The sequence below is a fragment of the Micromonospora sp. WMMD1102 genome, from assembly GCF_029626265.1.
In the GTDB taxonomy this organism is placed as follows: domain Bacteria; phylum Actinomycetota; class Actinomycetes; order Mycobacteriales; family Micromonosporaceae; genus Plantactinospora.
Map to the genome: position 1 here is coordinate 2,474,091 of NZ_JARUBN010000001.1, position 25,719 is coordinate 2,499,809.

24 protein-coding genes and 1 pseudogene are annotated in these 25,719 nt (G+C 71.9%); 17 read left to right on the top strand and 8 right to left on the bottom strand.

The features are described 5' to 3' along the window. Positions 1–64: 64 nt before the first annotated feature. From O7626_RS41510 to O7626_RS11010, 7 genes are all read left to right on the top strand, one after another. Positions 65–1,015 (top strand): ornithine carbamoyltransferase, encoded by a 951-nt coding sequence (locus O7626_RS41510; protein WP_347404855.1) that lies wholly within the window; start codon positions 65–67, stop codon positions 1,013–1,015. Between the two features lie 179 nt (positions 1,016–1,194). Next, positions 1,195–2,535: an MFS transporter gene (locus O7626_RS10985; RefSeq protein WP_278061058.1), complete on the top strand. Its 1,341-nt coding sequence runs from the start codon at positions 1,195–1,197 to the stop codon at positions 2,533–2,535. 111 nt (positions 2,536–2,646) lie between these two features. Then, positions 2,647–3,588, top strand: coding sequence for a TauD/TfdA family dioxygenase (locus tag O7626_RS10990; protein ID WP_278061059.1), 942 nt, complete (start codon positions 2,647–2,649; stop codon positions 3,586–3,588). Positions 3,589–3,653: 65 nt separating this feature from the next. Further along, a complete protein-coding gene (locus O7626_RS10995; protein WP_278061060.1) occupies positions 3,654–4,574 on the top strand; it encodes a TauD/TfdA family dioxygenase in 921 nt (306 codons plus the stop codon). Between the two features lie 574 nt (positions 4,575–5,148). Then, positions 5,149–6,939, top strand: coding sequence for a fatty acyl-AMP ligase (locus tag O7626_RS11000; protein ID WP_278061061.1), 1,791 nt, complete (start codon positions 5,149–5,151; stop codon positions 6,937–6,939). 43 nt (positions 6,940–6,982) lie between these two features. Next, positions 6,983–8,935, top strand: coding sequence for an AfsR/SARP family transcriptional regulator (locus O7626_RS11005; RefSeq protein WP_278061062.1), 1,953 nt, complete (start codon positions 6,983–6,985; stop codon positions 8,933–8,935). Positions 8,936–8,987: 52 nt separating this feature from the next. Continuing rightward, positions 8,988–9,746: an alpha/beta fold hydrolase gene (locus tag O7626_RS11010; RefSeq protein ID WP_278061063.1), complete on the top strand. Its 759-nt coding sequence runs from the start codon at positions 8,988–8,990 to the stop codon at positions 9,744–9,746. 87 nt (positions 9,747–9,833) lie between these two features. On the opposite strand, the gene O7626_RS11015 is transcribed toward O7626_RS11010, so the two are convergent. After that, complete coding sequence (locus O7626_RS11015; RefSeq protein WP_278061064.1) at positions 9,834–10,169, bottom strand: hypothetical protein; 336 nt, start codon at positions 10,167–10,169, stop codon at positions 9,834–9,836. Between the two features lie 244 nt (positions 10,170–10,413). Here O7626_RS11015 and O7626_RS11020 point away from each other — a divergent pair, with 244 nt between their 5' ends. After that, complete coding sequence (locus O7626_RS11020) at positions 10,414–11,145, top strand: hypothetical protein (protein WP_278061065.1); 732 nt, start codon at positions 10,414–10,416, stop codon at positions 11,143–11,145. Between the two features lie 121 nt (positions 11,146–11,266). Here O7626_RS11020 and O7626_RS11025 read toward each other — a convergent pair whose 3' ends face one another. Both O7626_RS11025 and O7626_RS11030 read right to left on the bottom strand, forming a co-directional pair. Next, on the bottom strand, positions 11,267–11,530 hold the full coding sequence (locus tag O7626_RS11025; RefSeq protein ID WP_278061066.1) for a hypothetical protein: 264 nt from the start codon (positions 11,528–11,530) through the stop codon (positions 11,267–11,269). A 9-nt stretch (positions 11,531–11,539) separates the two neighbouring features. Further along, positions 11,540–11,596 (bottom strand): annotated as a pseudogene (locus O7626_RS11030) (hypothetical protein); the annotation flags it as partial. Between the two features lie 41 nt (positions 11,597–11,637). On the opposite strand from O7626_RS11030, the gene O7626_RS11035 reads away from it, so the two are divergent. Next, entirely contained in the window at positions 11,638–11,853 is a 216-nt protein-coding gene (locus O7626_RS11035) for a hypothetical protein (protein ID WP_278061067.1), read from the top strand. A 48-nt stretch (positions 11,854–11,901) separates the two neighbouring features. On the opposite strand, the gene O7626_RS11040 is transcribed toward O7626_RS11035, so the two are convergent. After that, entirely contained in the window at positions 11,902–12,711 is an 810-nt protein-coding gene (locus tag O7626_RS11040) for an NAD(P)H-binding protein (protein ID WP_278061068.1), read from the bottom strand. 81 nt (positions 12,712–12,792) lie between these two features. Between O7626_RS11040 and O7626_RS11045 the strand changes: the two genes are divergently transcribed. Beyond that, positions 12,793–13,332 (top strand): Rrf2 family transcriptional regulator, encoded by a 540-nt coding sequence (locus O7626_RS11045; RefSeq protein WP_278061069.1) that lies wholly within the window; start codon positions 12,793–12,795, stop codon positions 13,330–13,332. Between the two features lie 103 nt (positions 13,333–13,435). Continuing rightward, positions 13,436–14,413, top strand: coding sequence for an FAD-dependent oxidoreductase (locus O7626_RS11050; protein ID WP_278061070.1), 978 nt, complete (start codon positions 13,436–13,438; stop codon positions 14,411–14,413). Positions 14,414–14,428: 15 nt separating this feature from the next. Here the strand turns inward: O7626_RS11050 and O7626_RS11055 are convergent, their stop codons facing one another. From O7626_RS11055 to O7626_RS11065, 3 genes are all read right to left on the bottom strand, one after another. After that, positions 14,429–16,456: an EAL domain-containing protein gene (locus tag O7626_RS11055; RefSeq protein WP_278061071.1), complete on the bottom strand. Its 2,028-nt coding sequence runs from the start codon at positions 16,454–16,456 to the stop codon at positions 14,429–14,431. Positions 16,457–16,649: 193 nt separating this feature from the next. Then, on the bottom strand, positions 16,650–16,934 hold the full coding sequence (locus tag O7626_RS11060; protein WP_278061072.1) for a hypothetical protein: 285 nt from the start codon (positions 16,932–16,934) through the stop codon (positions 16,650–16,652). A 158-nt stretch (positions 16,935–17,092) separates the two neighbouring features. After that, a complete protein-coding gene (locus O7626_RS11065; RefSeq protein ID WP_278061073.1) occupies positions 17,093–17,524 on the bottom strand; it encodes a hypothetical protein in 432 nt (143 codons plus the stop codon). A gap of 598 nt (positions 17,525–18,122) precedes the next feature. Here O7626_RS11065 and O7626_RS11070 point away from each other — a divergent pair. From O7626_RS11070 to O7626_RS11090, 5 genes are all read left to right on the top strand, one after another. Further along, entirely contained in the window at positions 18,123–19,472 is a 1,350-nt protein-coding gene (locus O7626_RS11070) for an ABC transporter substrate-binding protein (RefSeq protein WP_278061074.1), read from the top strand. Positions 19,473–19,525: 53 nt separating this feature from the next. After that, the gene (locus O7626_RS11075; protein ID WP_347404856.1) at positions 19,526–20,449 is read left to right on the top strand and encodes a sugar ABC transporter permease; all 924 of its coding nucleotides are present in this window, start codon (positions 19,526–19,528) and stop codon (positions 20,447–20,449) included. A 40-nt stretch (positions 20,450–20,489) separates the two neighbouring features. Further along, positions 20,490–21,329: a carbohydrate ABC transporter permease gene (locus O7626_RS11080; protein ID WP_278061076.1), complete on the top strand. Its 840-nt coding sequence runs from the start codon at positions 20,490–20,492 to the stop codon at positions 21,327–21,329. Between the two features lie 7 nt (positions 21,330–21,336). Continuing rightward, positions 21,337–22,545 (top strand): sn-glycerol-3-phosphate ABC transporter ATP-binding protein UgpC, encoded by a 1,209-nt coding sequence (ugpC, locus tag O7626_RS11085; protein ID WP_278061077.1) that lies wholly within the window; start codon positions 21,337–21,339, stop codon positions 22,543–22,545. Between the two features lie 286 nt (positions 22,546–22,831). Continuing rightward, positions 22,832–23,695, top strand: coding sequence for a DMT family transporter (locus tag O7626_RS11090; RefSeq protein WP_278061078.1), 864 nt, complete (start codon positions 22,832–22,834; stop codon positions 23,693–23,695). Here the strand turns inward: O7626_RS11090 and O7626_RS11095 are convergent. Further along, a complete protein-coding gene (locus O7626_RS11095) occupies positions 23,680–24,330 on the bottom strand; it encodes a GNAT family N-acetyltransferase (protein ID WP_278061079.1) in 651 nt (216 codons plus the stop codon). The two genes, O7626_RS11090 and O7626_RS11095, sit on opposite strands and share 16 nt — an antisense overlap. 88 nt (positions 24,331–24,418) lie before the next feature. On the opposite strand from O7626_RS11095, the gene O7626_RS11100 reads away from it, so the two are divergent. Next, positions 24,419–25,540: a winged helix-turn-helix transcriptional regulator gene (locus O7626_RS11100; RefSeq protein WP_278061080.1), complete on the top strand. Its 1,122-nt coding sequence runs from the start codon at positions 24,419–24,421 to the stop codon at positions 25,538–25,540. Positions 25,541–25,719: the final 179 nt, after the last annotated feature.

The window sequence follows — 25,719 nt, forward strand, 5'->3', positions numbered from 1 at the left end:
CCTGCCGGCCGACCGGGCCCGGGACCTGCCGCCGGCCGGCGGCACGGCGCAGGAGGAGGCACGGATGGTGCGGCACCTGATCTCGATAAACGACCTGACCGACGAGGACCTGCGGTCCATCGTCGCCCGGGGGGTGCGGTTCCGGTCCGGGCAGGCCCGGCGGGAACGGCCGCTGCACGGCGACGTGGTCGGGGTGTACTTCCGGAAGACCTCGACCCGGACCCGGACCGCGTTCTCCAGCGGCGCGCTGCGCCTCGGCGCGCAGATCGTCGGGTACGGGCCGGACGACCTCCAGCTCAACACCGGTGAGACGCACGCCGACACCGGCCGGGTGATGTCCCGGATGCTCGACCTGCTGGTGGCCCGCACCGCGGGCGATCCGGCGGAACTGCGGGCGCTCGCCGACCAGGACCGGATGTCGGTGGTGAACGCGATGAGCGCCGACGAGCACCCGACCCAGGCGCTCACCGACCTGACCACGATGCTCGACCACTTCGGCCGGATCGACGGGCTGCGGGTGCTCTACGTGGGGGAGGGCAACAACAGCGCGGCGGCGCTCGCCCTGGCCCTGACCCGGTACGCCGGCACCCACCTGGAGCTGCGCACGCCCCCGGGGTACGGGCTGACCGAGGAGATCGTGGCGACCGCCTCGGCCCAGGCGGCCCGGGGTACGGCGACTATCCACCGGCGGCACGACATGGCCGAGCTGCCCGGCGGCTTCGACGTCGTCTACACCACCCGGTGGCAGACGACCGGCACCAGCAAGCCCGACCCCAACTGGCGGGAGATCTTCGCACCGTTCCAGGTCGGCAAGGAACTCTGGGTGGGAAGCCCGGACGCGGTCTTCATGCACGACCTGCCGGCGCACCGAGGCGAGGAGGTCACCGCCGAGGTGCTGGACGGTCCGGCGAGCATCGCCTTCGAGCAGGCGGAGAACAAGCTGCACAGCGCGATGGCGGTGTTGGAGTGGTGCCGCCGGGGTCCGGTGGACGGACCGCCGGGAACCGGAACGTGAGCATCGTGGACGACAAGCCCGCCCCGCCATCCGGCGGGGCGGCGCCGTCCGTGCCGCCTGTCGCCGTAGTGCCTGCCGCCGCGCCGCCTGCCTACGCGCCGCCTGTTTCCCCTGGGCCGTCTGCCCCCTCTGCACCGTCTGCCCCCTCTGCGCCGTCGCTCGCCGAGCCGCCGGCGTCGGTGCCGCTGCGGCGCAACCGGGACTTCCTGCTGCTCTGGGCCGGGGCGGCCGGCACCATGGTCGGGGCCCGGATCACCTCGATCGCCTACCCGATGCTGGTGCTCTGGTACACCGGCTCGGCCGGCAACGCCGGGCTGGTCGGTGCCGCCGCGCTGCTGCCGCACCTGCTGGTGCAACTGCCGGCGGGCGCCTTCGTGGACCGCTGGGACCGGCGCCGGCTGATGATCTTCTGCGACCTGGGCTGCCTGCTCGCCACCGGCAGCGTGGCGCTGGCGGTACTCTTCGGCCGGGTCTGGGTGCCACAACTCATGGTCGTCGCGTTCGTGCAGACCAGCCTGAGCGTCTTCTACCAGCTCTCCGAGCGGGCCGCCGTCCGGCACCTGGTCCCGGCCGAACAGCTGCCGAGCGCGCTGACCCAGAACGAGACCCGGGGCCGGGCCGCGGTGCTGGTCGGTCAGCCGGTCGGCGGGCTGCTGTTCACCCTGGCCCGCTGGGCGCCGTTCCTGTTCACCACGCTCGCCCACCTCGGCTCGCTCGTCGCGCTGCTGCTGATCCGCCGGCCGTTCCAGCAACCCCGGCCGACCAGGCCCGGCACGGTGCGCGCCGACATCGCCGAGGGCGTGGCCTGGCTGTGGCAGCAGCGGTTCCTGCGTACCGTGCTCGGTTTCGTCGCGATCAGCAACGCGGTGTTCCAGGCGCTGACCCTGGTCCTGATGGTCACCATCCGCAACGGCGGCGGTTCGGCCGCGCTTGTCGGTGCGGTGATCGGGGCCAGCGGGGTGGGCGGGATGCTCGGCGCGCTGAGCGGCATGTGGTGGCTGCGCCGGGCCACCCTGCGGACCCTGGTGGTGGGCGGGCTGGCCGCCTGGGCGGTGACGGTGCCGTTGATGGCGTTCACCACCGATCCGGTCAGCCTGGCGGTGATCTTCGCCGTCAACAGCTACGTCGGCGGCCTGTTCAACGTGGTCGGCGGGGTCTATCTGGTGCGGATCACCCCGGACCCGATGATGGGCCGGGTCGGTGCCGTCGCCACGCTGCTCGCCTCGGGGGCGAACTTCCTCGGCGCACTGGCCGGCGGGGTGCTGCTCGGCGGTGCCGGGGTCCGGGCGACGGTGCTGGGCTTGAGCGCCGTGATGGCCTCGCTGGTGCTGCTCGCCGTCGCCAGCCCGGCGGTGCGGGGGATCGCCAGGAGTCCGGACAACGCCCGGATGGTCCGCCGGCTGGGCCGGCACGCCGCGCCGGGCCGGAACATCGTCCCGCCGGCAGCCGGTGGCCTGTGGCTAAACGGTGCCGGAGCAGGGGTCCAGCGGCTCGATGGCCGCAGTATCGAGAAAGTATAGATCTTGCCGGCATCCTTGGACTGGATGACGGCTGTGTCACCGACGCATTACCTTCCGATTCCCGCTACCGGTCTCCACCTCCCGCGGGAGTCCCCTCGAAGGGAGAGTCCGATGGAAGGTCACCAGAGCTGGAGACCGATGGAGATCGACCCGGCGGCTGCTGGGGTCGAGGCGAGCCCGCAGGGGCTGGCCGACTACCTCTCGACCACGGCGGAGCTGGACAACCTGCTGACCGCGGAGAAGGCGCTGGTCTTCCGTGGCTTCCAGGTGACGGAGGAGACGCTGGATCCGGTGATGGACCAGCTGCTGCCCAACCGGCTGGCGTACGTGCACGGCAACTCGCCGCGCACCAAGGTGGGGAAGAACGTCTACACCTCCACCGAGTACCCGCCCGAGTTCACCATCTCGATGCACAACGAACTGTCGTACGCCCACCAGTGGCCGTCCCGGCTGATGTTCTTCTGCCACACGGCGGCCGAGACCGGTGGCGCCACCCCGGTGGTCGACGCCGCACTGTGGCTGCACTCGCTGGACCCGCAGGTGCGGGCCGCGTACGCCGGCGGGGTGCGCTACACCCAGAACCTGCACGACGGGTTCGGCCTCGGCAAGAGCTGGCAGGACACCTTCGAGACCGCCGACCGGGACGAGGTCGAGGCGTTCCTGAGCAGCACCGAGGCGAGCTGGGAGTGGAAGTCCGACGGCGGGCTGCGGGTCACCCAGGACCGTCCCTCCACCACCCGGCACCCGGTGACCGGGGTCGAGGTGTGGTTCAACCAGTCCGACCAGTGGCACCCGGCGGCGCTGGGCGACGACACCGCGAAGTCGCTGGCCGAGGTGCTGCCGCCGGACGAGCTTCCGCAGTCGGTCACGTTCGCCGACGGCAGCCCGATCCCCGACGAGTACGTCATCCAGGTGCGTGACCGTGGCCTGGAGGCCGCCGTCGACGTCGACTGGCGACAGGGTGACGTGCTGCTGATCGACAACGTACTGGTCGGCCACGGCCGGCGCCCGTTCACCGGGCGGCGCCGGGTCCTGGTGGCCATGTCCGACTGAACCGCACGGAGCTGACCAGACCGAAGGGCCGGACCATGACTCTGTCCACTACTGACACCGGAACAATGCCGTACCTGGTGACCCGCGGGTCGGCCGGGGCCGAGATCGGGGAGCTGATCCGGGCCGAGCGCGCCGAGCTGCGCAAGATCCTGGGCGAGCGGGGTGCGCTGCTGCTGCGCGGCTTCTCCGTCGGCGGTGTCGACGGCTTCGACGCGGTGGTCCGCGCGCTCTCCGGCCCGCCGCTGACCTATTCGGAGCGTTCCTCGCCGCGCAGCACCATCAAGGGCCAGGTCTACACCTCGACCGACTACCCGCCGGAAGAGGAGATCTTCCTGCACAACGAGAACTCGTACCAGGCGGTGTGGCCGCTGACGCTCTACTTCTACTGCCGGCAGGCGCCGGCCACCCGGGGTGCGACCCCGCTGGCCGACATCCGCAAGGTCTACCGGTCGATCGACCCGACCATCCGGGAGGAGTTCGTCCGCCGGGGCTGGATGGTGGTGCGCAACTTCCACGGCTCCTTCGGCACCTCCTGGCAGCAGATCTTCAACACCGACGACCGGGCGGCCGTCACGGAGTACTGCGCGGTCAACGGGATCGAGGTCGAGTGGCGCGACGGCGGCGGCCTGCGGACCCGGGCGGTACGCCGACCGGTGCACACGCACCCGGTCAGCGGCGAGACGGTGTGGTTCAACCACGCGACGTTCTTCCACGTGACGACGCTGCCGAAGGACATCCGGGAGGGCGTCCTGGAGATGTTCGACGAGGAGGACCTGCCGACGAACACCTACTACGGGGACGGCGGCCGGATCCCCGACGACGTCATCGGGCACCTGCGCGACTGCTACCGGGCCGCGACCACCCGGTTCGACTGGCAGTACGACGACGTGCTGGTGGTCGACAACATGCTCGCGGCGCACGGCCGCGAGCCGTTCACCGGCCCTCGGCAGATCGCGGTGGCGATGGCGGAGCCGTCGAACGCCTGACCCCGCGACCAGCAGCCCGCCCCGGCGCCCCCACGGCCGCCCGGGCGGGCTTCTCGCGTGCCGGCGCGGCAGGCCCTCTCGCGTGCCGGCACGGCGCCGCCGGGGCCGCTCGTCCCCTATTTACGACTCTGCCCGGCCTGCTCCGAGCGGGCCCAGCCGGGGTTACGCACGAGTATGTGAAACAGTCTTGTCTTCTGGGTGCGGGCGCGTATGTGGAAGACGGCGGACTATGTTGTTTGCGTCGGCAAAGCGGCGGGAAGTTTCCCGGCCGGGCGGGTCAATTGCCCTGGTGGCCGGGACATCGCGGCAATGCGGGAGAGGTTACCATTCGGTAGTGGACGTCCGGCTGTATAAGCGACTCCACCGTTTTCCTGATGTTTCGCTGGAAGTTGTTATGGCTGTCTCCAACCTGACTTGATTGAATATCCGTGCACCGATATCGTAGGCGGAACCGTCCGTGAGCGTTTGGGGAACTGGCGTCCGCGGGCGTGGCCGTCGCCGAGCCTGTGCTCATTCGGCGGCCCGCCGTGGTTGGCCACGCTTCCTGTAGCCAACATTTTGGGGGGAAATGCGGGTGGGAATCGTGGGTTTGGTGGAGCGGGTCATCCGACACGCCGGCCATGATCCGGACCGGGAGGCTGTCGTCCTGCTGCGCTGGGGTGAACGTGAGGAGCATTCGGAATCCCTGCGTTACGGCGAGCTGGACCAGGCGGCCCGGGAACTGGCCGGCCGACTGCGGGACCGCTGCCGGCCGGGTGATCGGGCACTGCTGCTCTATCCGACCGGTCTCGAGTTCGTCAAAAGCATCCTGGGCTGCATGTATGCCGGCGTCGTCCCGGTGCCGGCCCCGCTGCCCGACGGGGACAAGCACCACCTCATGCGGGCCACCGGAATCGCCCTGGACTCTGATCCGCGCATCGTGCTGACCGACAGCGCGAGCCTGGTCACGGTCTCCGACTGGATGAGCCAGGACGGGTTGGACCGGCTGCTCTGCACCGCCACCGACCTTGCCGGTCCGGCCGACCCGGGCGGATGGGACGGTCCGACGCACATCAGTCCGGCCGGGCTCGCGTTGCTGCGCTATACGACGGGTTCGACGAGCGACCCGAAAGGCGTAATGATCAGCAATGAGAATCTGGCGCACAACTTCGAGATATTTCGGGACACTTTTTCGCTGACTCCGGCGGACCGATGTCTCAGTTGGTTGCCGTTGCACGACGGGACCGGCCTGATCGAGATGCTTCTCGAACCGCTGTATCGCGGCGCCACCACCGTGCTCATGTCCGCCGACGATTTTTTCACCGATCCTTGCCGGTGGTTGGAAGCCGTTGACAAATACGACGTGCGGATCAGTTCGGCGCCCGGATTCGCATACCGTCTGTGTGCTCGCGAGGTGACCGACGAGCAGGTCAGAGGCATGGACCTGGCCCGCTGGGAGCACGCCTTCGTCGGCGGCGCGGACCCGATCGAGCCGGAGCCGCTGATCGAATTCGCCGAGCGATTCGGGCCGGCGGGTTTCCGCCCCGAGGCGGTCCGGGTCGGCTACCACATCACCGAGTCGACATTGTTCGTCTCCGGCACCCGACCCGGTCGGCCGTTGGCGGTGGAACGATTCGACCCGAGCCGGTTGGAACAGAACATCCTCCTGCCGGCGGCGGCCGACGCGGCGGCGGCTAGATCACTTGTCAGCAGCGGCACCGTAAATGGTCTTGACATCAGGATCGTCGACCCCGAGAGCGCCTCGGTATTGCCGGACGGGCGGCTCGGCGAGATCTGGATCCGGGGCCGGAGCGTGGCCCGCGGCTACTGGCGACGCGAGGTGGAGACCGACCGGGTCTTCGGGGCGGCCACCGGGGACGGCGAGGGCGGCTACCTGCGCACCGGTGACCTCGGCGTCATCGCCGACGCCGAGCTGTACGTGCTGGGCCGGATGCGCGAGATGCTCGTCGTCGGCGGCCGGAGCCTCTATCCGCACGACATGGAGAAGGCGGTACGCACCTCCGACACCCGGTTCGCCGACCTGACCGGCACGGTCTTCGCGGTGCCCTCACCCCGCCAGGAGATCGTGGTCCTGCACGAGGTCCAGGCGGAGACCGCCGACCCGGCGTCGCTGTCGACGCTGGCCCGTACGGTCAAGGACTGGCTCAGCCGCTGCTTCGGCGTACGGGTGGCGAACGTGGCGTTCCTGCACCCCGGCAAGGTGCGCAAGTCGCCCGGCGGCAAGGTGCAGCGTGCGCTGATGCGGGAGCTGTTCATGGCCGACGCCCTCGATCCGGTCTACGAGGACCTGGACATCGAGACCCGGCGCCGCTACCGGGCGGTCCGCCCGGCGCTCGCGGTGAGCCACGGCAAGGACTTCCGATGACCGGCGCCGGGACGGCACCGACGACGACCGGCGGGAGGTGCTGATGAGCACGATCCCGTCGACTCCGGCGCCGGCCGACAACCCCGAGGCGGGCCTGGCCGGCCACCCCCGGTCCGGGGAGCTGGAGTTCCGGATCCTCGGCTCGGTCGAGGTGGTCGACCCGACCGGTGTGGTCGAGCTGAGCGCGTCGAAGGTACGCACCGTGCTCGCCGTACTGCTACTCGCCCGGGGGCGGGTGGTCTCCGACTCGCGGCTCGCCGTCGTACTCTGGGGCGACGACCCGCCGGTCACCGCGGCGGCGCAGATCCAGACGTACGTCTCCCGGCTGCGCGCCAAGCTCGCCCCGGACGCCGAGATCGTCCGGCAGCGTCCCGGCTACGTGCTGCGGGTCGCGCCCCAGCGATTCGACCTGGTCCGGTTCGAGGAGCTGGCGGCGCGCGGTCGGGACGCCCTCGCGTCCCGGCGGCCGGCCGAGGCCGCCGAGGCGCTGCGCGCCGCGCTGGCGCTGTGGCGCGGTCCCGCCCTCGCCGGGGTCACCGAGTTCCTCAACGACGCCGAGCGGCCCCGGCTGGAGGAGGCGCGGTTGGCCGCGCTCGGCGACCGGATCGAGGCCGAACTCGCGCTCGGCCAGCACGGTCGGCTGGTCGTCGAACTGACCGGCCTGGTCGCCGCGGACCCGCTGCGTGAGCAGTTGCGCGGCCAGCTCATGCTGACCCTCTACCGCTGCGGCCGGCAGGCGGACGCGCTCGCCAGCTACCAGGACTACCGGCGGCTGCTCGCCGAGGAACTCGGTATCGACCCGGGTCGGGAGCTACAGGACCTGCACAAGTCGATCCTGGCCGCGGAGGCGACGCTCACGCTCCCGGCCCCGGAGGCCCGGGTCAGCGTCCGGCCCGTCTCGGCCGAGCCGCTGCCGGCCCGGCTTCCGCCGGACGTGGCCGACTTCACCGGCCGGGACCGGGAGGCCGCCCAGGTGGTCGCGCTGCTGCGCACCCGGGCGGACAACGGCGGGCGGCGGCTCGCCTGCGTGATCGGCGGGATGGCCGGGCTGGGCAAGACGGCCCTGGCGATCCACGTCGGACACCTGCTCCGGTCGTCGTACCCGGACGGGCAGATCTACCTGGACCTGCGGGGCGCCGGGCCGCAGCCGGCCGATCCCGTCGACCTGCTCGGCACCACCCTGCGGGCGCTCGGGGTGGCGGTGTCGGAGATCCCGCCGTCGCTGGCCGAGCGGGTCCAGCTCTACCAGAGCCGGCTGGCCGGCCGGCGGGTCCTGGTGCTGCTCGACAACGCCGCCAGCGAACAGCAGGTACGCCCACTGCTGCCGGAGAGCCCCAGCTGTGCGGCGATGGTGACCAGCCGGGCCCGGCTGGCGGCGCTGGAGGGCGTACCCCTGATCGACCTGGACGTGCTCGAACACCGGCAGGCGCTGGAGTTGCTCTCCAAGATCGTCGGTGCCGCCCGGGTGGCCGCCGAGCCGGAGTCCGCGGTACGCATCGTCGAACTCTGCGGTCACCTGCCGCTCGGGGTACGGATCGCGGGTGCCCGGCTCACCGCGAAGCCGCACTGGCGGCTGGCCCGGCTCGCCGACCGGCTCTCCAGTCAGCGTCGCCGGCTCGACGAACTCCGGATCGGCGACCTGGAGGTGCGGGCCAGTGTGGCGCTGAGCCTCCAGGGGCTCGGCGAGTCCGCCCGGCGTGCCTTCCGGCTGCTGGCCCTGCTGGACGCGCCCCGGTTCGCCATCTGGACCGCCGCGGTGCTGCTCGACGTCACCCTCGCCACGGCGCGGGAGCTGCTGGAGCAACTCGTCGACGCCCGGCTGTTGGACGTCGCACAGGTCGACGGGTCGAGCCAGCCCCGGTACTTCTTCCACGACCTGGTCCGGGCGCTGGCGATGGAACAGGCCGCCGACGAGGAGACGGCCGACGAGCGGTACGCGGCGCTGGACCGCACGTTCGGCAGCCGTCCTGGTCCGGCCGGCAAGGAGAACGGGTGACCGCCCGGCATCGTCCACACGGGACATTCCACCGAGGGAAAGGGCTGCGCCGGTGAGCAGCAGGTACGGCAGGGTCACGACCGACTGGTTCCTCCGCTTCGCGGCCGCGCCCCGGGCCACGGTCCGGCTGATCTGCTTTCCGCACGCCGGTGGCGGGGCGGCCGGGTACCGGCGCTTCGCCGAACTCGTCCCCGACACGATCGAGGTGCTCGCGGTGCAGTACCCGGGCCGGCAGAACCGGTACGGCGAACCGGTCATCGACGACATGACGCTGCTGGCCGACGAGATCGTCGGGGCGGTCGAGCGGGAGCTGACCGGGCCGGTGGTGTTCTTCGGGCACAGCATGGGTGCGGTGGTCGCCTTCGAGGTGGCCCGCCGGTTGCGCGGCGGCGAGCCGGTGACGGTGCGCCGACTCTTCGCCTCGGCCGGCCCGGCCCCCTCGGCCCGGAGCTCGCTGGGAGTGCACCTGCGCGACGACGACGGGGTGGTGGCGTACATCCGGGAACTCGGCGGCAGCGGGGTGGAGATGTTGGAGATCGACGAGATCCGGCAGTTGACCCTGCCGATGGTCCGGGGTGACCTGCGGTTGATCGAGACCTATCGCTATGCCGGCGGCGAGCCGTTGAACTGCCCGATCACCGCCATCGTCGGGGACCGCGACCACACCTTCACCGCCGCCGACGCCCGGCGCTGGGTGGTGCACACCACCGCCGGGCTGGACGTGCACTCGCTGCCCGGCGGTCACTTCTATCTGGACGACCAGGCGGACCGGCTGGTGCCGCTGCTGGTCGAGCGGGTCATGCCCCGCTGACGCTGACGCTCGGCCGCGCCGTCCGGCGTCCCGTCGCCCCGGTCAACCGGTCGGTGGCCGCACCGCCGGGGAGTCCGGGGCGGGACGTCACCGGCGCTCGTCGCCAGGGTCGCCGGCACCGTCGTCCCGGGGCAGGTATCGGCGCACCCGGATGCCGTGGCCGTGCGCCCGGATGCCGTCGGCGGCGGCGACGGCCGCGACGGGATCGGTGAGGAAGTCGAGCGCCACGGCGGTGTCGCCCTCGATGCGGCTGCGCATCCGCTCAAGCCCCTCGGGGGTGCTGGACGCCACCTCATCCAGCTTGGCCAGGGCCGCGGCCCGAAGCCGGTAGTCGTTCTCCACCTCGACGACCACCTCGGACACCACGACGTAGCGGTGGGTCCGGGTGGAGGCGCTGAGTTCGCGGTCCGATTCTTCCTGCACACTCCTGAGGATAGTCGTACCTTTCATGCGCAGAAACCCTCATTGATCCCTCGTCACGGGACTTTAATTACTTACGGGGTTCCGGCGAACTTTAGGGGTCTTCCTCTATGGACGTGGAGTGAGATAACCGCTACCCTGCGGGAGGTATCGAGTGCGGGGCCGCCTCGAGGCGGCGATCCGCGGACCCGTTGTTTCGCTGGTCGGGCCCGGTAAACCGGCTGCGCCGCTCGCGCGTCCCCACCACATGAGAGCGCACCGTCTGACACTCGTCGCCGTACTGCTGCTCGTCGGGCTGACCGGCTGCGATTCCGCACCCCGCCCCGGCACCGCCCCGGACCGCCTGTCCGAGGCGACCTCGGGTCCGTCCGGCTCCGTCCCGGTCCCGGGCGATCCCGGCCCCGATACGGGTACCCCGAGCCGACCCGCCCGCCCGACCGGCGGGGAGGAGGTCACCTCGTTCCGGACGGCGTACGGCTGGGGTGTACCGGCCGAGCCCGTACTGGTCCGGCACCGGGTACGCCCACCGGTGGCGCCGCCTCCCGCGCCGCCGCTGCCGTACCTGGTGGAGATCCGGGCGGCGGACCATCCGGAGGGGCGCCCCGGGTACAGCCGGATCTCGTTCACCTTCCGGGGCGGCTTCCCCTCCTACGAGCTCGCCTACCTGGGCCGGATCCCCGCCGAGGGGACCGGCGAGCCACTCCGGTTGCCGGGCAACGCCTTCCTCCGGATCCGGTTCGTCCAGGCGCAGGCACACGACGAGCGGGGCCGCTCCTCGGTCACCACCGCACCCCGGCCGGAACTCGGCTTCGCCACCCTGCGCGGGTACGCCTTCGGCGGCGACTTCGAGGGCTACCTGACCTACGGCCTGGGGTTGCGGGTCGCACCAGACAGCGACCAGGCGCTGCCGGTCCGTTCCCTGGAACTGACCCGGACCGGCGGCCGGTACGTGGTCGCGCTGGACGTCCGCCACTCCTGACGCCCCCTCGTGCGCTCCGACGTCCGGGCGCTCCGGCGCCTGGTCCGCTCGGGTGCCTAAGTCCGCTCGGGCGTCCGGTCCGCTCCGACGCCCGGTCCGCTCCGGCATCTGGTCGTAGCCGCTACGCGGTGACCACCACTCCACCGACTCCGGTGCGCCCGTCCGGAGTGCCCACGAGTTCGACCGTGAGGCCGGCGCGGACGCGTTCCCCGAAGACGCCGACGACGGCGTCCGTGACCCCGGTGACGAGCCGGGCGACGATCTCGTCGGCGTCGGGTCGGCTGAACGCGGCCTCCCTGATGCCGAACGTGACGCTCGGCGACGGCGCCCGGGCCGGCGTGCCGCCGATGCCCCAGCGGTTCGGCGGCACGCCGATCAACCGCACGACCGTGATGCTCCGGGCCCACTCGCCGTAGACGGTGACGACCGCGTCGGTCAGCTTCCGGATCAGTGCGGTCTCGCGGCCGCGATCTGAGCCGCAAAGGGGTCCTGGTGCGACGCGAGGACGACGCCGACCGTCGTCGCCGCATCGTCGACATCAGCCCGGAGAGCCGTCCCGCCATCGCGCAGTGGCTGTCTCCCGGTGCGCAGGCCTGGCGACGCGCCCTCGCGCCGCTGACCCCGGCCCAACAACGGACGTTCGTCGACACCCTGCTCAGGTACGAGACGGCCGTCGCCACCCCGGCCCAGGCGGCGCCGGGGCATTGACGGCCGGCGCGGAGGCGCCGCCTCTTCGGCCGGCTCGGGCCCGGGTCCTCAGCGCGCCGCCGGTCCGGATGTCGGGTGTGGTTCGGCGTCGGCGTGCCGGTCTGACGTGTGGTCCTGGCGCTGTTCCGCGAGCCACTCGTCGAAGGTGGTCGGCGTGATGCGGGCGCCTTCGCCGGGCAGCAGTACGGTGCCGGCCATCGCCGGGCCGAAGAGCCCGGACCAGGTCGGTACGAGCCTCACCCGGTGGCCGCGCGCCTCGTTGGTGCGTCGTGCCATGTCGACGAGGTCCTGCGGTTCCGGGCCGGCGACGTCGGGGTGGCGGCCCCGTGGCTCGCCCACCGCGATCTCGGCGAGGACGTCGGCGACGTCCGCGGGTGCGATCGGCTGCACGAGCAGCGGTGCGATCGTCGCGACGCCGTCCCGCTCGGTCCAACCGGCGACCATCGCGGCGAAGTCGTGGAACTGGGTGGCCGGGACGATAGTCCAGGGCAGTGGGCCGGCGGCCACCAGGCGCTCCTGCTCGCGCTTGCCGGCGTAGTGCGCGTTGCCCTCGACCCGGTCGATCCCCACGATCGAGAGCAGGACGTGGTGCCGGACGCCGGCCCGCTCCCCGGCGGCGAGCAGGTTCCGGGTGGCGGTGCCGAAGAAGTCCACCGCCTCGGCCCGGTCGGTGGCCGGCCCGTTGCTGACGTCGACGACCGTGTCGACGCCGGTGAGGGCGCGCTCGAGTCCTTCTCCAATCGACAGATCCACGCCCTGCGCGCGGCTGATGCGCACCACCTCCTGCCCGGCCCGTTCGAGGGCGGCGACGGTGCGGGCGCCGATGTTCCCGGTCGCCCCGGCGACTGCGATTCGCATGACGGTCCTTCCTCTCGTTCGCTACCGGCCGACATTATTACGGACTTTGCAGGTCCGCAATATCCGCGATAGGCTGGCCCGGTGAAGTTGCCGGTGAGCACCGAATGGCTGTTGCACTGCGCCGCGACGCTGGCGCAGCTCGATCCCGGAGCCACCGCGTCGGCGGCGCAGCTCGCGCAGTACTACGACATCCCGGCGGCCTACCTGGCCAAGCAACTGCAAGGACTCGTCAAGGCCGGCGTGCTGGTCGCGACGACCGGTCCACGCGGCGGGTTCCGGCTCGCCCGACCGGCGGCCGAGATCACACTGCTGCGGATCGTGGAGGCGGTCGACGGCACCTCCCCGCCGTACGAGTGCCGCGAGATCCGCCAGCAGGGACTGGGAGCACTCGCTCCAGAGGAGTGCCGCAACACCTGCGTGCTCGCCCAGAAGATGGCCGAGGCACACGACGCGTGGCGGCGCAGCCTTGCCGGCGTCTCGCTCGCCGACATCATCGCGACGCTGCCTCCGGCAGCACCGGCCCGCACCAGGTCCCGCCTGGCGTCGGCGACGGGTTCCCCGCCGTCGCGCCGATCGCCGGGACCGGCCGCCGCCGACCCGCCGCCCCGACGAAGTCGGTGAACCCGCTGCCCGGCCCTCCCCGGCATCCTGCCTCTCCCACCCGCCGCGGGGTTCGCGACCGTCGTGCTGGACGCCCGGCCGGGTCGACCGGCACGCTTGACGGATGCGTGACGTCGTGGTGGTTGGTGCCGGGGTGGTCGGACTGACCAGCGCGGTGCGGCTGGCCGAGGCCGGTGCCCGGGTGACAGTGCTGACCGCCGACGAACCGGTCGACACGGTCTCCCGGATCGCCGCCGCCGTCTGGTACCCGACCCGGACCAGTGCCGACCCCCGGGTGCTGGGCTGGGCCCGGCGCACCTTCGAGGTCTTCGCCGGGCAGGCCCGCCAGCAGGTACCCGGGGTGGTGATGCGGCCGACCCGGATGCTGCTGCGCGAGCCGGGGACCGCCGACCCGTGGTGGGCCCCGGCGGTCCCCGACTTCCGCCCCGCCCCGCCCCCGGACGGGTACGCCGGCCAGTGGCGGTTCACCGTGCCGACCGTCGAGATGGGGCCGTACCTGGACTGGCTGGTCGACCGGCTGTCCCGGCTCGACGTGCCGGTACGCCGGCACCGGGTGGACCGGCTCGCCGACGTACCCGGGATCGCGGCCGGAATGTGGCCCTCGGCGCGGCGCCCACCGCTGGTGGTGAACGCGACCGGGCTGGCCGCCGGCAAGCTCGCCGACGACCCGGCGGTGCACCCGGTCCGGGGCCGGATCGTGCTCGTCGAGAACCCCGGCCTGACCACCTCGGTACGCGACGAGGCGAACCCGGCCGGCATCACCTACGTACACCCGCGCGGCCGGGACGTGGTGCTCGGCGGCACCTTCGAGCCGTACCGGACCGAGACCGGGCCGGACGACGGCGCCGCGGCGGCGATCCTGGCCCGGTGCGTCGCGCTGGTGCCGGAGCTGGCCGGGGCGCCGGTGCTCGGGCGGCTCGCCGGGTTGCGGCCGGGCCGGACCGGTGGGGCCCGGCTGGCCGAGGAGACGTCCGGCTCGGCGGGTCCGGCCCGGCTGGTCCACAACTACGGGCACGGCGGCGCCGGGGTCACCCTGAGCTGGGGCTGTGCCGACGAGGTGGTGGCGCTCGCCGGTTCCTGACCTGCCGGGTCCCGGTCAGCGGCTGGTCGCGGAGACCCCGCCCCGGGTGAGGGTCCGGGCCATCAGTTGGTGCAGCGGCTCGGGGCGGCCCAGGTGGTAGCCCTGGCCCCGGTCGACGCCGAGTTGCCGCAGTACCGGTACCAGCTCGGGCCGGTCGATGTGTTCGGCGACGGTCCGCATCCCGAGCCCGTGCGCGGCGCGGACCACCGCGTCGATCAGGATCGGGTCGGAGCCGCCGTGGTCGGCCTGGCGGACGAACTCACCCGCGATCTTCACCGCGCTGAACGGCAGGTGCTTGAGATAGACGAAGGAGCCGTATCCGGCGCCGAAGTCGTCCAGGCTGAACCGGCAACCGGCCGAGGTGAGCGTGGAGGCCAGCCGCCGGGCCGCGGCCAGGTTGGCGATGGCGGTGGTCTCGGTGATCTCCAGGCCGAGCTGGGTCGCCGGTACGCCCGCGGCGGCCAGCGTGCCGACCACCCAGTCACCGAAACTCGGGTCCTCCAACGAGCGGCTGGAGATGTTCACGTCCAGCCGCAGTTCCACCTGGGCGGCCCGGGCCGACGCGAGGGCCGCGGTCGCGGTCTCCACCACCCAGCGGTCCAGTTCGTAGATCATGTCGCCGCGTTCCAGTGCCGGCAGGAAGTCACCGGGCCCGATCTGCCGGTGCTGGTCGTCGCGTACCCGCATGAGCAGCTCGTAGCTGCGCACCCGCTCGTCGGCGAGGTCGATGATCGGCTGGGCGTCGAGTTGCAGCTGGCCGGTGTCCAGCGCGCGGCGTACCCGGGAAACCAGGTCGACCCGGTGGGCCGCCTGGCGCTGCTGCTCCGGCGCGAAGAGCCGGGCCCGGTTGCGACCCTCGCCCTTGGCCTGGTAGAGCGCGAGGTCGGCGTGGGCGAGCAGCAGGGTGTCGTCGTCGGCGGTGTCCAGCGGTGCGGCGCCGATGCTCAGGGTCACCCGCAACGGCTCGCCGCGCACCGCCAGCGGGGTATGCGCGACCAGGTCGCAGAGCCCGGCCCCGATCGCGAGTGCCCGGTCGGCGTCGCAGCAGGGCAGCAGCACGGCGAACTCGTCCCCGCCCAGCCGGCCGAGCACCGCCTCGGCGGGCAGGTGGTCGGGGAGCAGCCGGGCCAGCAGCCGGAGCACCTCGTCGCCGATCGCGTGCCCGCGCAGGTCGTTGATGTCCTTGAAGTTGTCGATGTCGATCAGGAGCAGCGCCGCCGCCGTCCGGCCGTCGGTGCCGGTGAGCTGGCTCAGCCTCGCGGTCAGCGCCCGCCGGTTCGGCAGCCCGGTCAGTGGATCGTGCTCGGCCAGGTATGCCAGCTCGTCCTGCACCTGCCGGATCTCGGTGATGTCGTGCGCGGTGCCGAGCATCCGCAGCGGACGGCCGGACTCGTCGGTGAAGACCTCGCCGTAGCACTCCAGGATGCGCATCTGCCGGCTGTTCGCCTGGTACATCCGGTGCGTGTAGGTGAACGAGTCGGCCTCCCGGATCGCCCGGTCCAACGTCGCCTCGATCATCGCGACGTCGTCCGGGTGGATCAGCGTCCGGTAGGTCGGATAGTCGAGCGCGGTCTCCGGGGCCAGCCCGAGCATCGCCTTCAGGGTGGGTGACCACACCACCTGGTCGGAGGGGAGGTGCCACTCCCAGGTGCCGACCCGGGCCAGCTGCTCGATGTGGGACAGCCGCCAGGCGTAGTCGTCGGCCCGGCGCCGGTCGGCGCGCTGCTCGGTGACGTCGGCCAGCTCGTACACCAGTTGGTCGTCCGGCACGCGGTCGGTGCGCCGAGGGGGTGGCAGCCGTCGGCAGGTCACCCGCAGGTGCCGTACCGCGCCGTCGGCGGTCGGGCAGCGCAGCTCGACCGGCGGCCCGTCCGGGGTGGCGGCCCGGAACGGCAGCGAGCCGATGTCCGCGCCGATCAACTGGCCGAGCCGCTGGGCCGCCCGGTTGTACCAGGTCACCTCGCCGTTCTCGGCGGCGGTAAGCAGGGCGGTGGAGGTGGTGTCGAGCACCGCGGCGGGCACGCTGGACGGCAGTGCGGGCACTGGGCCTCCCGTAGAGATCGACCGGATCCGGTGCAGGGGACGCGGGACGCGCACGGTCGGCCGTAACGGCGCACTGAGTGTACGGAGGCCGGACGCCCCCGGCCAATGTCCGTACGCCGACAGCCGTCGATCTTGCCGGTCCGGGCGGTGGCTCCGGGCTGCGGCCGCCGGACGGACAACGGACCGGGTCGGCTCAGCCGGATCCGGCGGGATCCTGCCGGACGATCGCCACGGCCACCCGGCAGAACTCGTCCATGTCCGGGGTGAAGCCCTCGGCGATGTCGGGATGCAGCCCCGCCCGGGTCTCGTCGAGCAGCCGCTGGCAGACCTGCTCGACCGGCTCGCCGGCGTACTCCGCCCGGACCCGGTCGGTGGCGGCGCGCAGCGCGGAGGTGAGTTGCTCCTCCAGCGGACCGCGCAGATGCCGCCGCTCCGGGGCCAGACCGGTGGGGTCGAGCGTGACGTGTGGCTCCGACATGACCGCTCCCTTCGTCGCCGGTGCCGTTGCCCGCCGGTCCCCGTCACCCGTCGGTCGCCGACCGCGTACCCAGCGGTGGGCGACGGCCAAACCGGATCCGGCGTACCGGTGGCGGTTCCGCTGTCGTCCGGGTCGGGTCCGGCGCCCGGCGCCCGGCTTCAGACCGGTGGCGGCAGGCTGGTCACCCGCACCTGGTAGGACATCTCCTCCGCCGGCTCCTCCCGGTAGGAGACCTGCTGGACCTGCCGGTCGTCCACGTAGAGCGCGACGTCGGCGAGTACCCCGAGGTGGGCCAGGCCGATGTCGGCGGCCCGCTTCTTGTCCTGGAGCACGGCGGCGATCCCGCCGATCAGGGTCGCCGCGTCGGAGGTCCGGCGGCCCGGCGGGCAGCGGAGCACGATCTCCAGCGCGACCGGCTCGGTCAACGCGGTCCAGCCGGTGCGCTGCGATGCCGCGCAGGCGGCCTGGAGCAGGGTACGGACCCGGGCGGCCTGCCGGTGCCCGGCGGCGAAGATCGACAGTGCCTCGGTCCTGACCGGCGGTGGCCCGCTGACCTCGAAGGACAGGGTGCGTTCCCGGGTGTTCCGCACGTCGGCACCTCCTCTTGCAGACGATCCTGCCGGAGGATCGCGTTGACGGGGCGCGTTTCACCTGTCGGAGCCTGCCGCTCGGGTCGGTCCGGGCCGGGACGCGCCGGGTCGGGCGCGCTGCCGGCCCGGTGAGAGCGTGTCGGCGTCGACGGCGACAGGCTGGCGCCGGAGGCAGCACCCACGGTAGCCGAGGCGACGGCCAGCGGGAACACCACTTTGGACCAGGAATCGCCCCTGCTGCCAGCCGCGCCGAGATGCAAGGAAGGGCCCCTTCTTATACAAAAAGCGATAAGAAGGGGCCCTTCCTTGCACGGGGCGGAGCCGGCGGGCACCGGGTTTCGTCGATGTTTCGGGCGCTGGACGCCTGGGCAGTGGGGGTAATCCGACACCTACGCCTGGTCCGGCGGTTCGCCTGTGGCTGGAGACGAGGTGCTTTCGCCGTGTGCCGGGACGGCCTCGCCCCGGCCCATCGTGGAGAGGGAGGGCGGCGCGATGAACGGTCACCAGGCGCGTGAAACGTGGTCGGCGGGGAGCCACCGAAGGTCGAAATCGGCGGATGCCGACGTGGGCGGAACGCCGAGGAGGGCGGGAGGCCGGCATGACTGAGCCCGATCGGCCAGCCCGGAAGCGGTCCGGTCAGCCGGGCCGTGAGCACAACGACGGGACCGGACCCGGACGCGGCGGCGCCGGGCGGCGGCGTCGGTTCCGGCTGGCGGCGGCCCTGGCCGGGCTGACCCTGCTGGCGCCACTCGCCGCCTGCGGCTCCGGCGACGACGGCGGCGTGCCGACCATCAACCTCTACTACACCACCGAGCAGAACATCCAGAAGGTGGTCGACAGCTGCAACGCCAAGGCGGGCGGCCGGTACCGGATCGCGTACCGGGTGCTGCCCCGGGCCGCCGACGACCAGCGGGTGCAGCTGGTCCGGCGACTCGCCGCCGAGGACTCGGGGATGGACATCCTGGGTCTGGACGTGACCTGGACCCAGGAGTTCGCCAGCGCCGGCTGGCTGCTGGAGTGGACCGGCGAGCGTCAGGCCGAGGTCGAGCGGGGCACCCTGGCCGGTCCGCTGGAGACCGCCCGCTACGAGGGCAAGCTCTACGCCGCCCCGAAGAACACGAACGTGCAACTGCTCTGGTACCGCTCCGACCTGGTGCGGCAGCCGCCGCAGACCTGGGACGAGATGACCCGGATGGCGCAACAGCTGCGGGACCGGGGCCAGCCGTACCGGGTGATCACGATGGGTGCCCAGTACGAGGGGCTGGTCGTCCTCTACAACACGCTGGTGGCCAGTGCCGGCGGCCAGATCATCAACGACGACGGCAGCAAGGCGGTCTTCGACGAGGGCGCCGTACGGGCCCTGGAGGTGCTGCGCGACTTCGCCACCGCCGGGGTCACCACCTCGTCGTTCTCCAACACGATCGAGGACCAGGCCCGGCTCGACTTCCAGTCCGGGGCGGGCGCCTTCCAGCTCAACTGGCCGTTCGTCTACCCGGCCATGCAGGAGGCCGACCCGGAACTGGCGAAGAAGGTCAAGTGGGCCCGCTTCCCGGGCGTGCGGCCGGGCGTCCCGGGCAAGGTGACGATCGGCGGCTTCAACCTGGGAATCAGCAGCTACTCCGAGCACCCCGACGAGTCGTTCGCCGCCGCCGCCTGCCTGCGCGACGCCGAGCACCAGAAGTTCTCCGCGATCAACGACGGGGTGCCGCCGACCATCGAGAGCGTCTACGCCGAGCCGGAGATGGCCGAGGCGTACCCGATGCGGGACACCATCCTCGAGGAGTTGAAGGATCCGGCGACCCGGCCGCGCAGCCCGGCGTACCAGAACATCTCGACCGTGCTGTCGGCGACGCTCTCGCCGCCGTCGGCGATCGACCCGGAGAAGACCGCGGACCGGATGCGCGAGGCGACCCAGGACGCGCTCGATTCCAAGGGGGTGCTGCCGTGAGTACGGACACCGAGTCCCAGACCGCCGCGGAGCGGGCCGCTGCTGCCGGCCCGGTGCCGGCGCCCCGGCGCGGCCGGCGTGACCGGGTGCCGCTCAGCGAGGGGAAGCGGGCCGAACGCCGGCTGGGCTGGCTGCTCTGCGCCCCGGCCGCGCTGGTGATGCTGGCGGTGACGGCCTATCCGATCCTCTACTCCGTCTGGCTGTCGTTGCAGCGGTTCGACCTCAAGTTCCCGGACGAGCGGGAATTCGTCGGGCTGTCCAACTACGTCACGGTGCTGACCAACGACTACTGGTGGACCGCGTTCGGGGTGACCATGCTGATCACCGTCGTCACGGTCGCCGTCGAACTGGTGCTGGGCATGGGCCTGGCCATCGTGATGCACCGGACCATCGTCGGGCGCGGGCTGGTCCGCACCTCGGCGCTGATCCCGTACGGCATCGTCACCGTCGTCGCGGCCTTCTCCTGGCGGTACGCCTGGACGCCCGGCACCGGCTACCTGGCCACGCTCTTCGGCGAGGGGGCGCCGCTGACCGAACGGGCCAGCGCGCTGGCGATCATCATGCTGGCGGAGATCTGGAAGACCACCCCGTTCATGGCGCTGCTGCTGATGGCGGGGCTGGCCCTGGTGCCGGAGGACCTACTCAAGGCGGCCTCGATGGACGGCGCCACCGCCTGGCAGCGCTTCACCAAGGTCATGCTGCCGGTGATGAAGCCGGCGATCCTGGTGGCGCTGCTGTTCCGCACCCTGGACGCGTTCCGGGTCTTCGACAACATCTTCGTGTTGACCGCCGGTGCGAACGAGACCTCGTCGGTGTCGATGCTCGCCTACAACAACCTGATGCGCGGACTCAACCTCGGGATCGGCTCGACCATGTCGGTGCTGATCTTCCTGGCCGTGGCGATCATCGCGTTCGTCTTCGTGAAGCTGTTCGGCACCGCTGCCCCGGGCAGCACGGACGAGGGAGGCCGCCGATGACCCGGCACAGCACCGCGGTCGTGAACGGAAGGGGACGCTGATGGCCGCCTCCGACACCACCGCGCGGGCGAAGTGGCGGTGGGGACTGCTGGACGTGGTGGTGGTGGTCTTCGCACTGGTACCGGTGCTGTGGATCGCGTCGCTGTCGTTCAAGACCACCGGCACGCTCACCGACGGGAACTTCATCCCCCGGGAGTGGACCCTGGACAACTACCGGACGATCTTCTCCACCAACCAGTTCCTCCGGGCGCTCGGCAACTCGATCGGGATCGCCCTGATCGCCACCACCATCGCGGTGGTGCTCGGCACCATGGCCGCGTACGCGGTGGCCCGGCTGGACTTCCCCGGCAAGAAGCTGCTGGTCGGGGTCTCCCTGCTGATCGCGATGTTCCCGCAGGTCTCGCTCGTCTCGCCGCTGTTCGAGATCGAGCGGTCGCTCGGGCTCTTCGACACCTGGCCGGGGCTGATCCTGCCGTACATCACGTTCTCGCTGCCGCTGGCCATCTACACGCTGTCGGCGTTCTTCAAGCAGATCCCTTGGGACCTGGAGAAGGCCGCCAAGATGGACGGAGCCACCTCGGGGCAGGCGTTCCGCCGGGTGATCGCGCCACTGGCCGCGCCCGGGGTCTTCACCACGGCGATCCTGGTCTTCATCTTCTGCTGGAACGACTTCCTCTTCGCGATCTCGCTGACCTCCACCGAGCGGTCCCGCACGGTGCCGGTGGCGCTGTCGTTCTTCACCGGGGAGTCGCAGTTCGAGGACCCGACCGGGGCGATCTGCGCCGCCGCCGTGGTGATCACGATTCCCATCATTCTGTTCGTGCTGTTCTTCCAGCGTCGCATCGTGTCGGGCCTGACGTCCGGCGCCGTCAAGGGGTGAGGTCGCAGTGGCTGACATCGTGCTGGACAAGGTGAGCAAGAGTTTTCCGGACGGGACGGTCGCGGTCCGGGAGGTCGACCTGGAGATCGCCGACGGCGAGTTCGTGATCCTGGTCGGCCCGTCGGGCTGTGGGAAGTCGACCACGCTCAACATGATCGCCGGGCTGGAGGACATCAGCTCCGGCGAGCTGCGGATCGCGGGGGAGCGGGTGAACGACAAGGCACCCCGGGACCGGGACATCGCCATGGTGTTCCAGTCGTACGCCCTCTATCCGAACATGACCGTCCGGGAGAACATGGCGTTCCCGCTCCGGCTGGCCAAGCTGGACAGGGCGACGATCGAGCAGAAGGTCGACGAGGCGGCCAAGGTGCTGGAGCTGACCGCGCTGCTGGATCGCAAGCCGGCGAACCTCTCCGGCGGGCAGCGGCAGCGGGTGGCGATGGGCCGGGCGATCGTCCGCAGCCCGAAGGCGTTCCTGATGGACGAGCCGCTGTCCAACCTCGACGCGAAACTGCGGGTGCAGATGCGTACCGTGGTGTCCCGGTTGCAGAAGCAGCTCGGCACCACGACCGTCTACGTCACGCACGACCAAACCGAGGCGATGACGCTCGGCGACCGGGTGGTGATCATGCGGGGCGGCGCGGTGCAGCAGGTCGGCCCGCCCCAGGAGCTGTACGACCACCCGGTCAACCTCTTCGTCGCCGGTTTCATCGGCTCGCCGTCGATGAACTTCCTGCACGCCGCGATCGAGGAGGAGACGCTGCGGACGGCGATCGGCGACGTACCCCTCGGGGACCGGCTCCGGCGTGAACTGGCGGCCGAGGACGCCCCCCGGGAGCTGATCCTCGGCATCCGGCCGGAGCACTTCGAGGACGCCGGTCTGGTCGACGAGCAGACCCGGGGCCGGGGGATGGAGTTCGAGGCGCCGGTCGAGATCGTCGAGTCGATGGGCTCCGACAAGTACGTCTATCTCACCCTTTCCGGTGAGCGGGCCAGCGCGGCGGAGCTGGAGGAACTCGCCGCCGACGCGGGCGCCGAGGACCTGGGCGGCACCGGGGCCAACCTGGTGACCCGGCTGTCGGCGGAGTCCACCGTCGCCGAGGGGGAGGACCGGCGGATCTGGTTCAACCTGGAGAAGATCCACCTGTTCGACCCGGCGAACGGCCGCAACCTGACGCTGCACGAGGGGCGGGCCGGGGGAACCCTGGCGTCCTGAGCCGGACCACGCTGTGCCGCTGTCCGGACCGACCGGAAGAATCCTCCGGTCGGTCCGGTCGGTCATCTGGTCATCCGGTCTCCGTCGGCGGGTTCCTGGTCTCCACCGCCGCCCGGCGGACCGGCCGGAGGGTGTCGGCTGGCCGGAGGGTGCTGGCCGGGCGGAGGGCGTCGGCCGAGGGGACCGGTGGCCGGCGCGCGGAACCGTCCCTGAGCAGCGATTACAGCACGTAGCGTATCCGTGTGGGTACGGATCGCGCGCCGTCGTCCAACGCCGGGACCGCCGGGTGAACGGCGCGGCGGTCGCGTTGGCCCTCGGCTCCGCCGCCTGCTTCGCTCTCGGCGCCGCCCTGCAACAGCGCGCCGCGCGACAGGAGCCGCCGCACGGTGCCGCCGACCCGCGGCTGCTGATCCGGCTGCTGCGCCGGAAGGCCTGGCTGCTCGCCAAGATTCCCGACCTGACCGGTACGGTCCTACAGGCGATCGCCCTCCGGTTCGGGCCGCTGACCCTCATCCAGCCCCTGCTGATCAGTGGGATGTTCCTGGCGATCCCGCTGGAGGCCGCGCTCGACCACCGGCGACCGCATCCGCGCGACGTCACCGCGGTTGCCGCCTGCGTCGTCGGACTGACCGTCTTCCTCGCCGCCGCCCGCCCCCGGGCCGGGGTTGCCCAGCCGTCCCTGACGGGCTGGCTCGGGATGGCGCTGATCGGCGGCACCCTGGTCGGGATCTGCCTGCTGCTCGCCCACCGGGTCACCGACGCCGCCCGGGGAACGCTGCTCGGGATCGCCAGCGGGCTGCTCTACGCCGGCACCGCATCCCTGCTCAAGACCGTGGCTGACCGGGTCGGCCGGGATCCGCTCTCCACGCTGACCGACTGGCACCTGTACGCGTTGGCCGTGGTCGGGTTCGCCTCGGTGGCGCTCAACCAGAACGCCTTCCAGAACGGTCCTCTGGCCGCACCGCTCACCGCGATAACCCTGGTGGATCCCGTCGCCAGCGTCGTCATCGGGGTGACCGCGTTCCACGAGACGCTGTCCTTCGGCGGGCTCCGGCTCCTGCTGGAGGTGCCCGCCATCCTCGCGATGGGCTTCGGGATCTGGCTGGCGAGCACCCGGTCCACCGGCCGGGAGGGCTACGAGGGCGGCTGACCGGGGTGGGGCTCCCGCCACATCGGCTGGAGGGTCGGGCCCCCGTCCGGCAGCCGGATCGGCTCGGCGCAGGACCGGAATCCGTACCGCTGGTAGAGGGCGCGGTTGCGCGGTGAACTCGCCTCCAGGTAGCTGCCGATCCCATCGGCGTCGGCCCGGCGGAGCTGGTGACGCAGCATCGCGCCGCCGAGTCCCCGGCCGCGCAGCTCGGGCAGCACCACCATCTGCTGGAGGTACCAGTGTGGTCGCCGGTCGGGATGGCGGGCCGAGATCAGTTGGTCGACCAGAACCATCCGGGGCGCGTACCGGCCGTAGGCCCGGGCGAGGAAGGCCGCCTGCCGCTCGTCCGGGCCGGCGGTGGCCGCTGCCGGGGCAGGGGTGCGGTGCTCCCAGACGGCCACGCCACCGAACGGGTTCGACTCGTCACCGGCCAGCAGGAGTTCACCGGTCCGCAGCAGTCCGCCCAGCCAGTCCGGAGCGAACTCGACCCAACTCCGCGCACACGCCCTGCGGGCACTCTCGTCCGGCACCACCCAACCGAGCACGGCCTCGTCGTGTCCGGCCCGCCCGAGCAGGGCGGCGACCGCCCGGGCATCCGCCAACCCGGCCCGGCGTACCAGCACCGTCTCGGTCATCGTCACCTCTCCGTCGCTCGCGCTCCCTGTCTGGGTACACTGTACGCGATCGTGCGTACTCTGTATCGAATGCGTACCCTTGTCGACGGTGGGGTGGGAGTGGATGGAGCGCGACGGCCTCGACGCCGGGTCCGGAGCAGGGCTGAGCCTGCACCGCATCGTGCGGGTGGCGGTCGGGCTCGCCGACGCGGACGGCCTGGCCAGCCTGTCGATGCGCCGGGTCGCCGCCGCCCTGGACACCGGCGCGATGTCGCTCTACCGGTACGTGCCGGGCAGGGCGGAACTGGTCGACCTGATGGTGGAGAGCGTCTTCGGCGAGATCGACTATCCGGCGGTCGGCCCGGCCGGCTGGCGCGCCCGGATCGAGCTTTCCGCCCGCCGTGAGTGGGCGATGTACCAGCGGCATCCGTGGGTACTGCCGGTCGTCGCCGGCACCAGCCGGCCGCCGCTCGGCCCGAACCTGCTCGCCAACGTGGAGTGGGTGCTCGGTGCGCTCGACGGCTTCGGACTCGACCCGGCGACAATGCTCCAGCTCTATCTCACCGTCAGCGACTACGTGCAGGGTGCTGCCCGCTACGCGCAGACCGAGGCCGAGCAGGAGCGGCGGTCCGGGACGAGCATCGAGCAGTGGTGGGCGGTCGAGGTCGCCGGACTGGGCGAACGGCTCGGCACCGGGCGGTTCCCGTTGCTGTCCCGGCTGGTCGGGCAGGCCGGCGCCGGCCCGGCGGCCGTGCGGCCGGACTTCGAGTTCGGCCTCGCCCGGGTGCTCGACGGCGTCGCCGTCTTCCTGGCCGGCGGCTCGGCCCCGGCCGACCCGCCTGCCGAACAGGTCGCCACTCGAAAAATCAAGTTTGAAAAAGTAACCGCTTCAACCGACCTCACCGACGTGCCCGGCCGGCAGCTGCCGGCGGACACCTCGGCGGCCCTGGAACTCCTCGGCCGACGCTGGACCCTCGACCTGCTGTACGTGCTCAGCCACGGCGAAGCGCGGTTCCGGGACCTCGTCGAGGCGCTGCCCGGCGTCTCCCGACGGGTACTGACGGAACGGCTGCGCGAACTCGCCGGCGCGGGAATGCTGCATCGTCGGGTGGACCCCGGCCCGCCAACCCGGATCGACTACGCCCTGACCGAACGTGGTGCGGGACTCCACGACGTGCTGGCCGGGTTGTACGCCTGGGCCGGGCAGGGCGCCCCGACGGCCATCCGCTGACCCAACTCCGGTCGGAACCCGCCCGGCCACCGGAGCCGGTCGGCATGCCGGCGACTCCGAGCAGGACCAGACCGAAGTAGACGTCCCGGAACCGGTAGCGGGCCAGCCCACTTCCCGGCTCGGTCCCGCCGTCGAGTGCCCGGTCGCCGGGCCGACCGTCCACACGGCCCCGAGGCAGG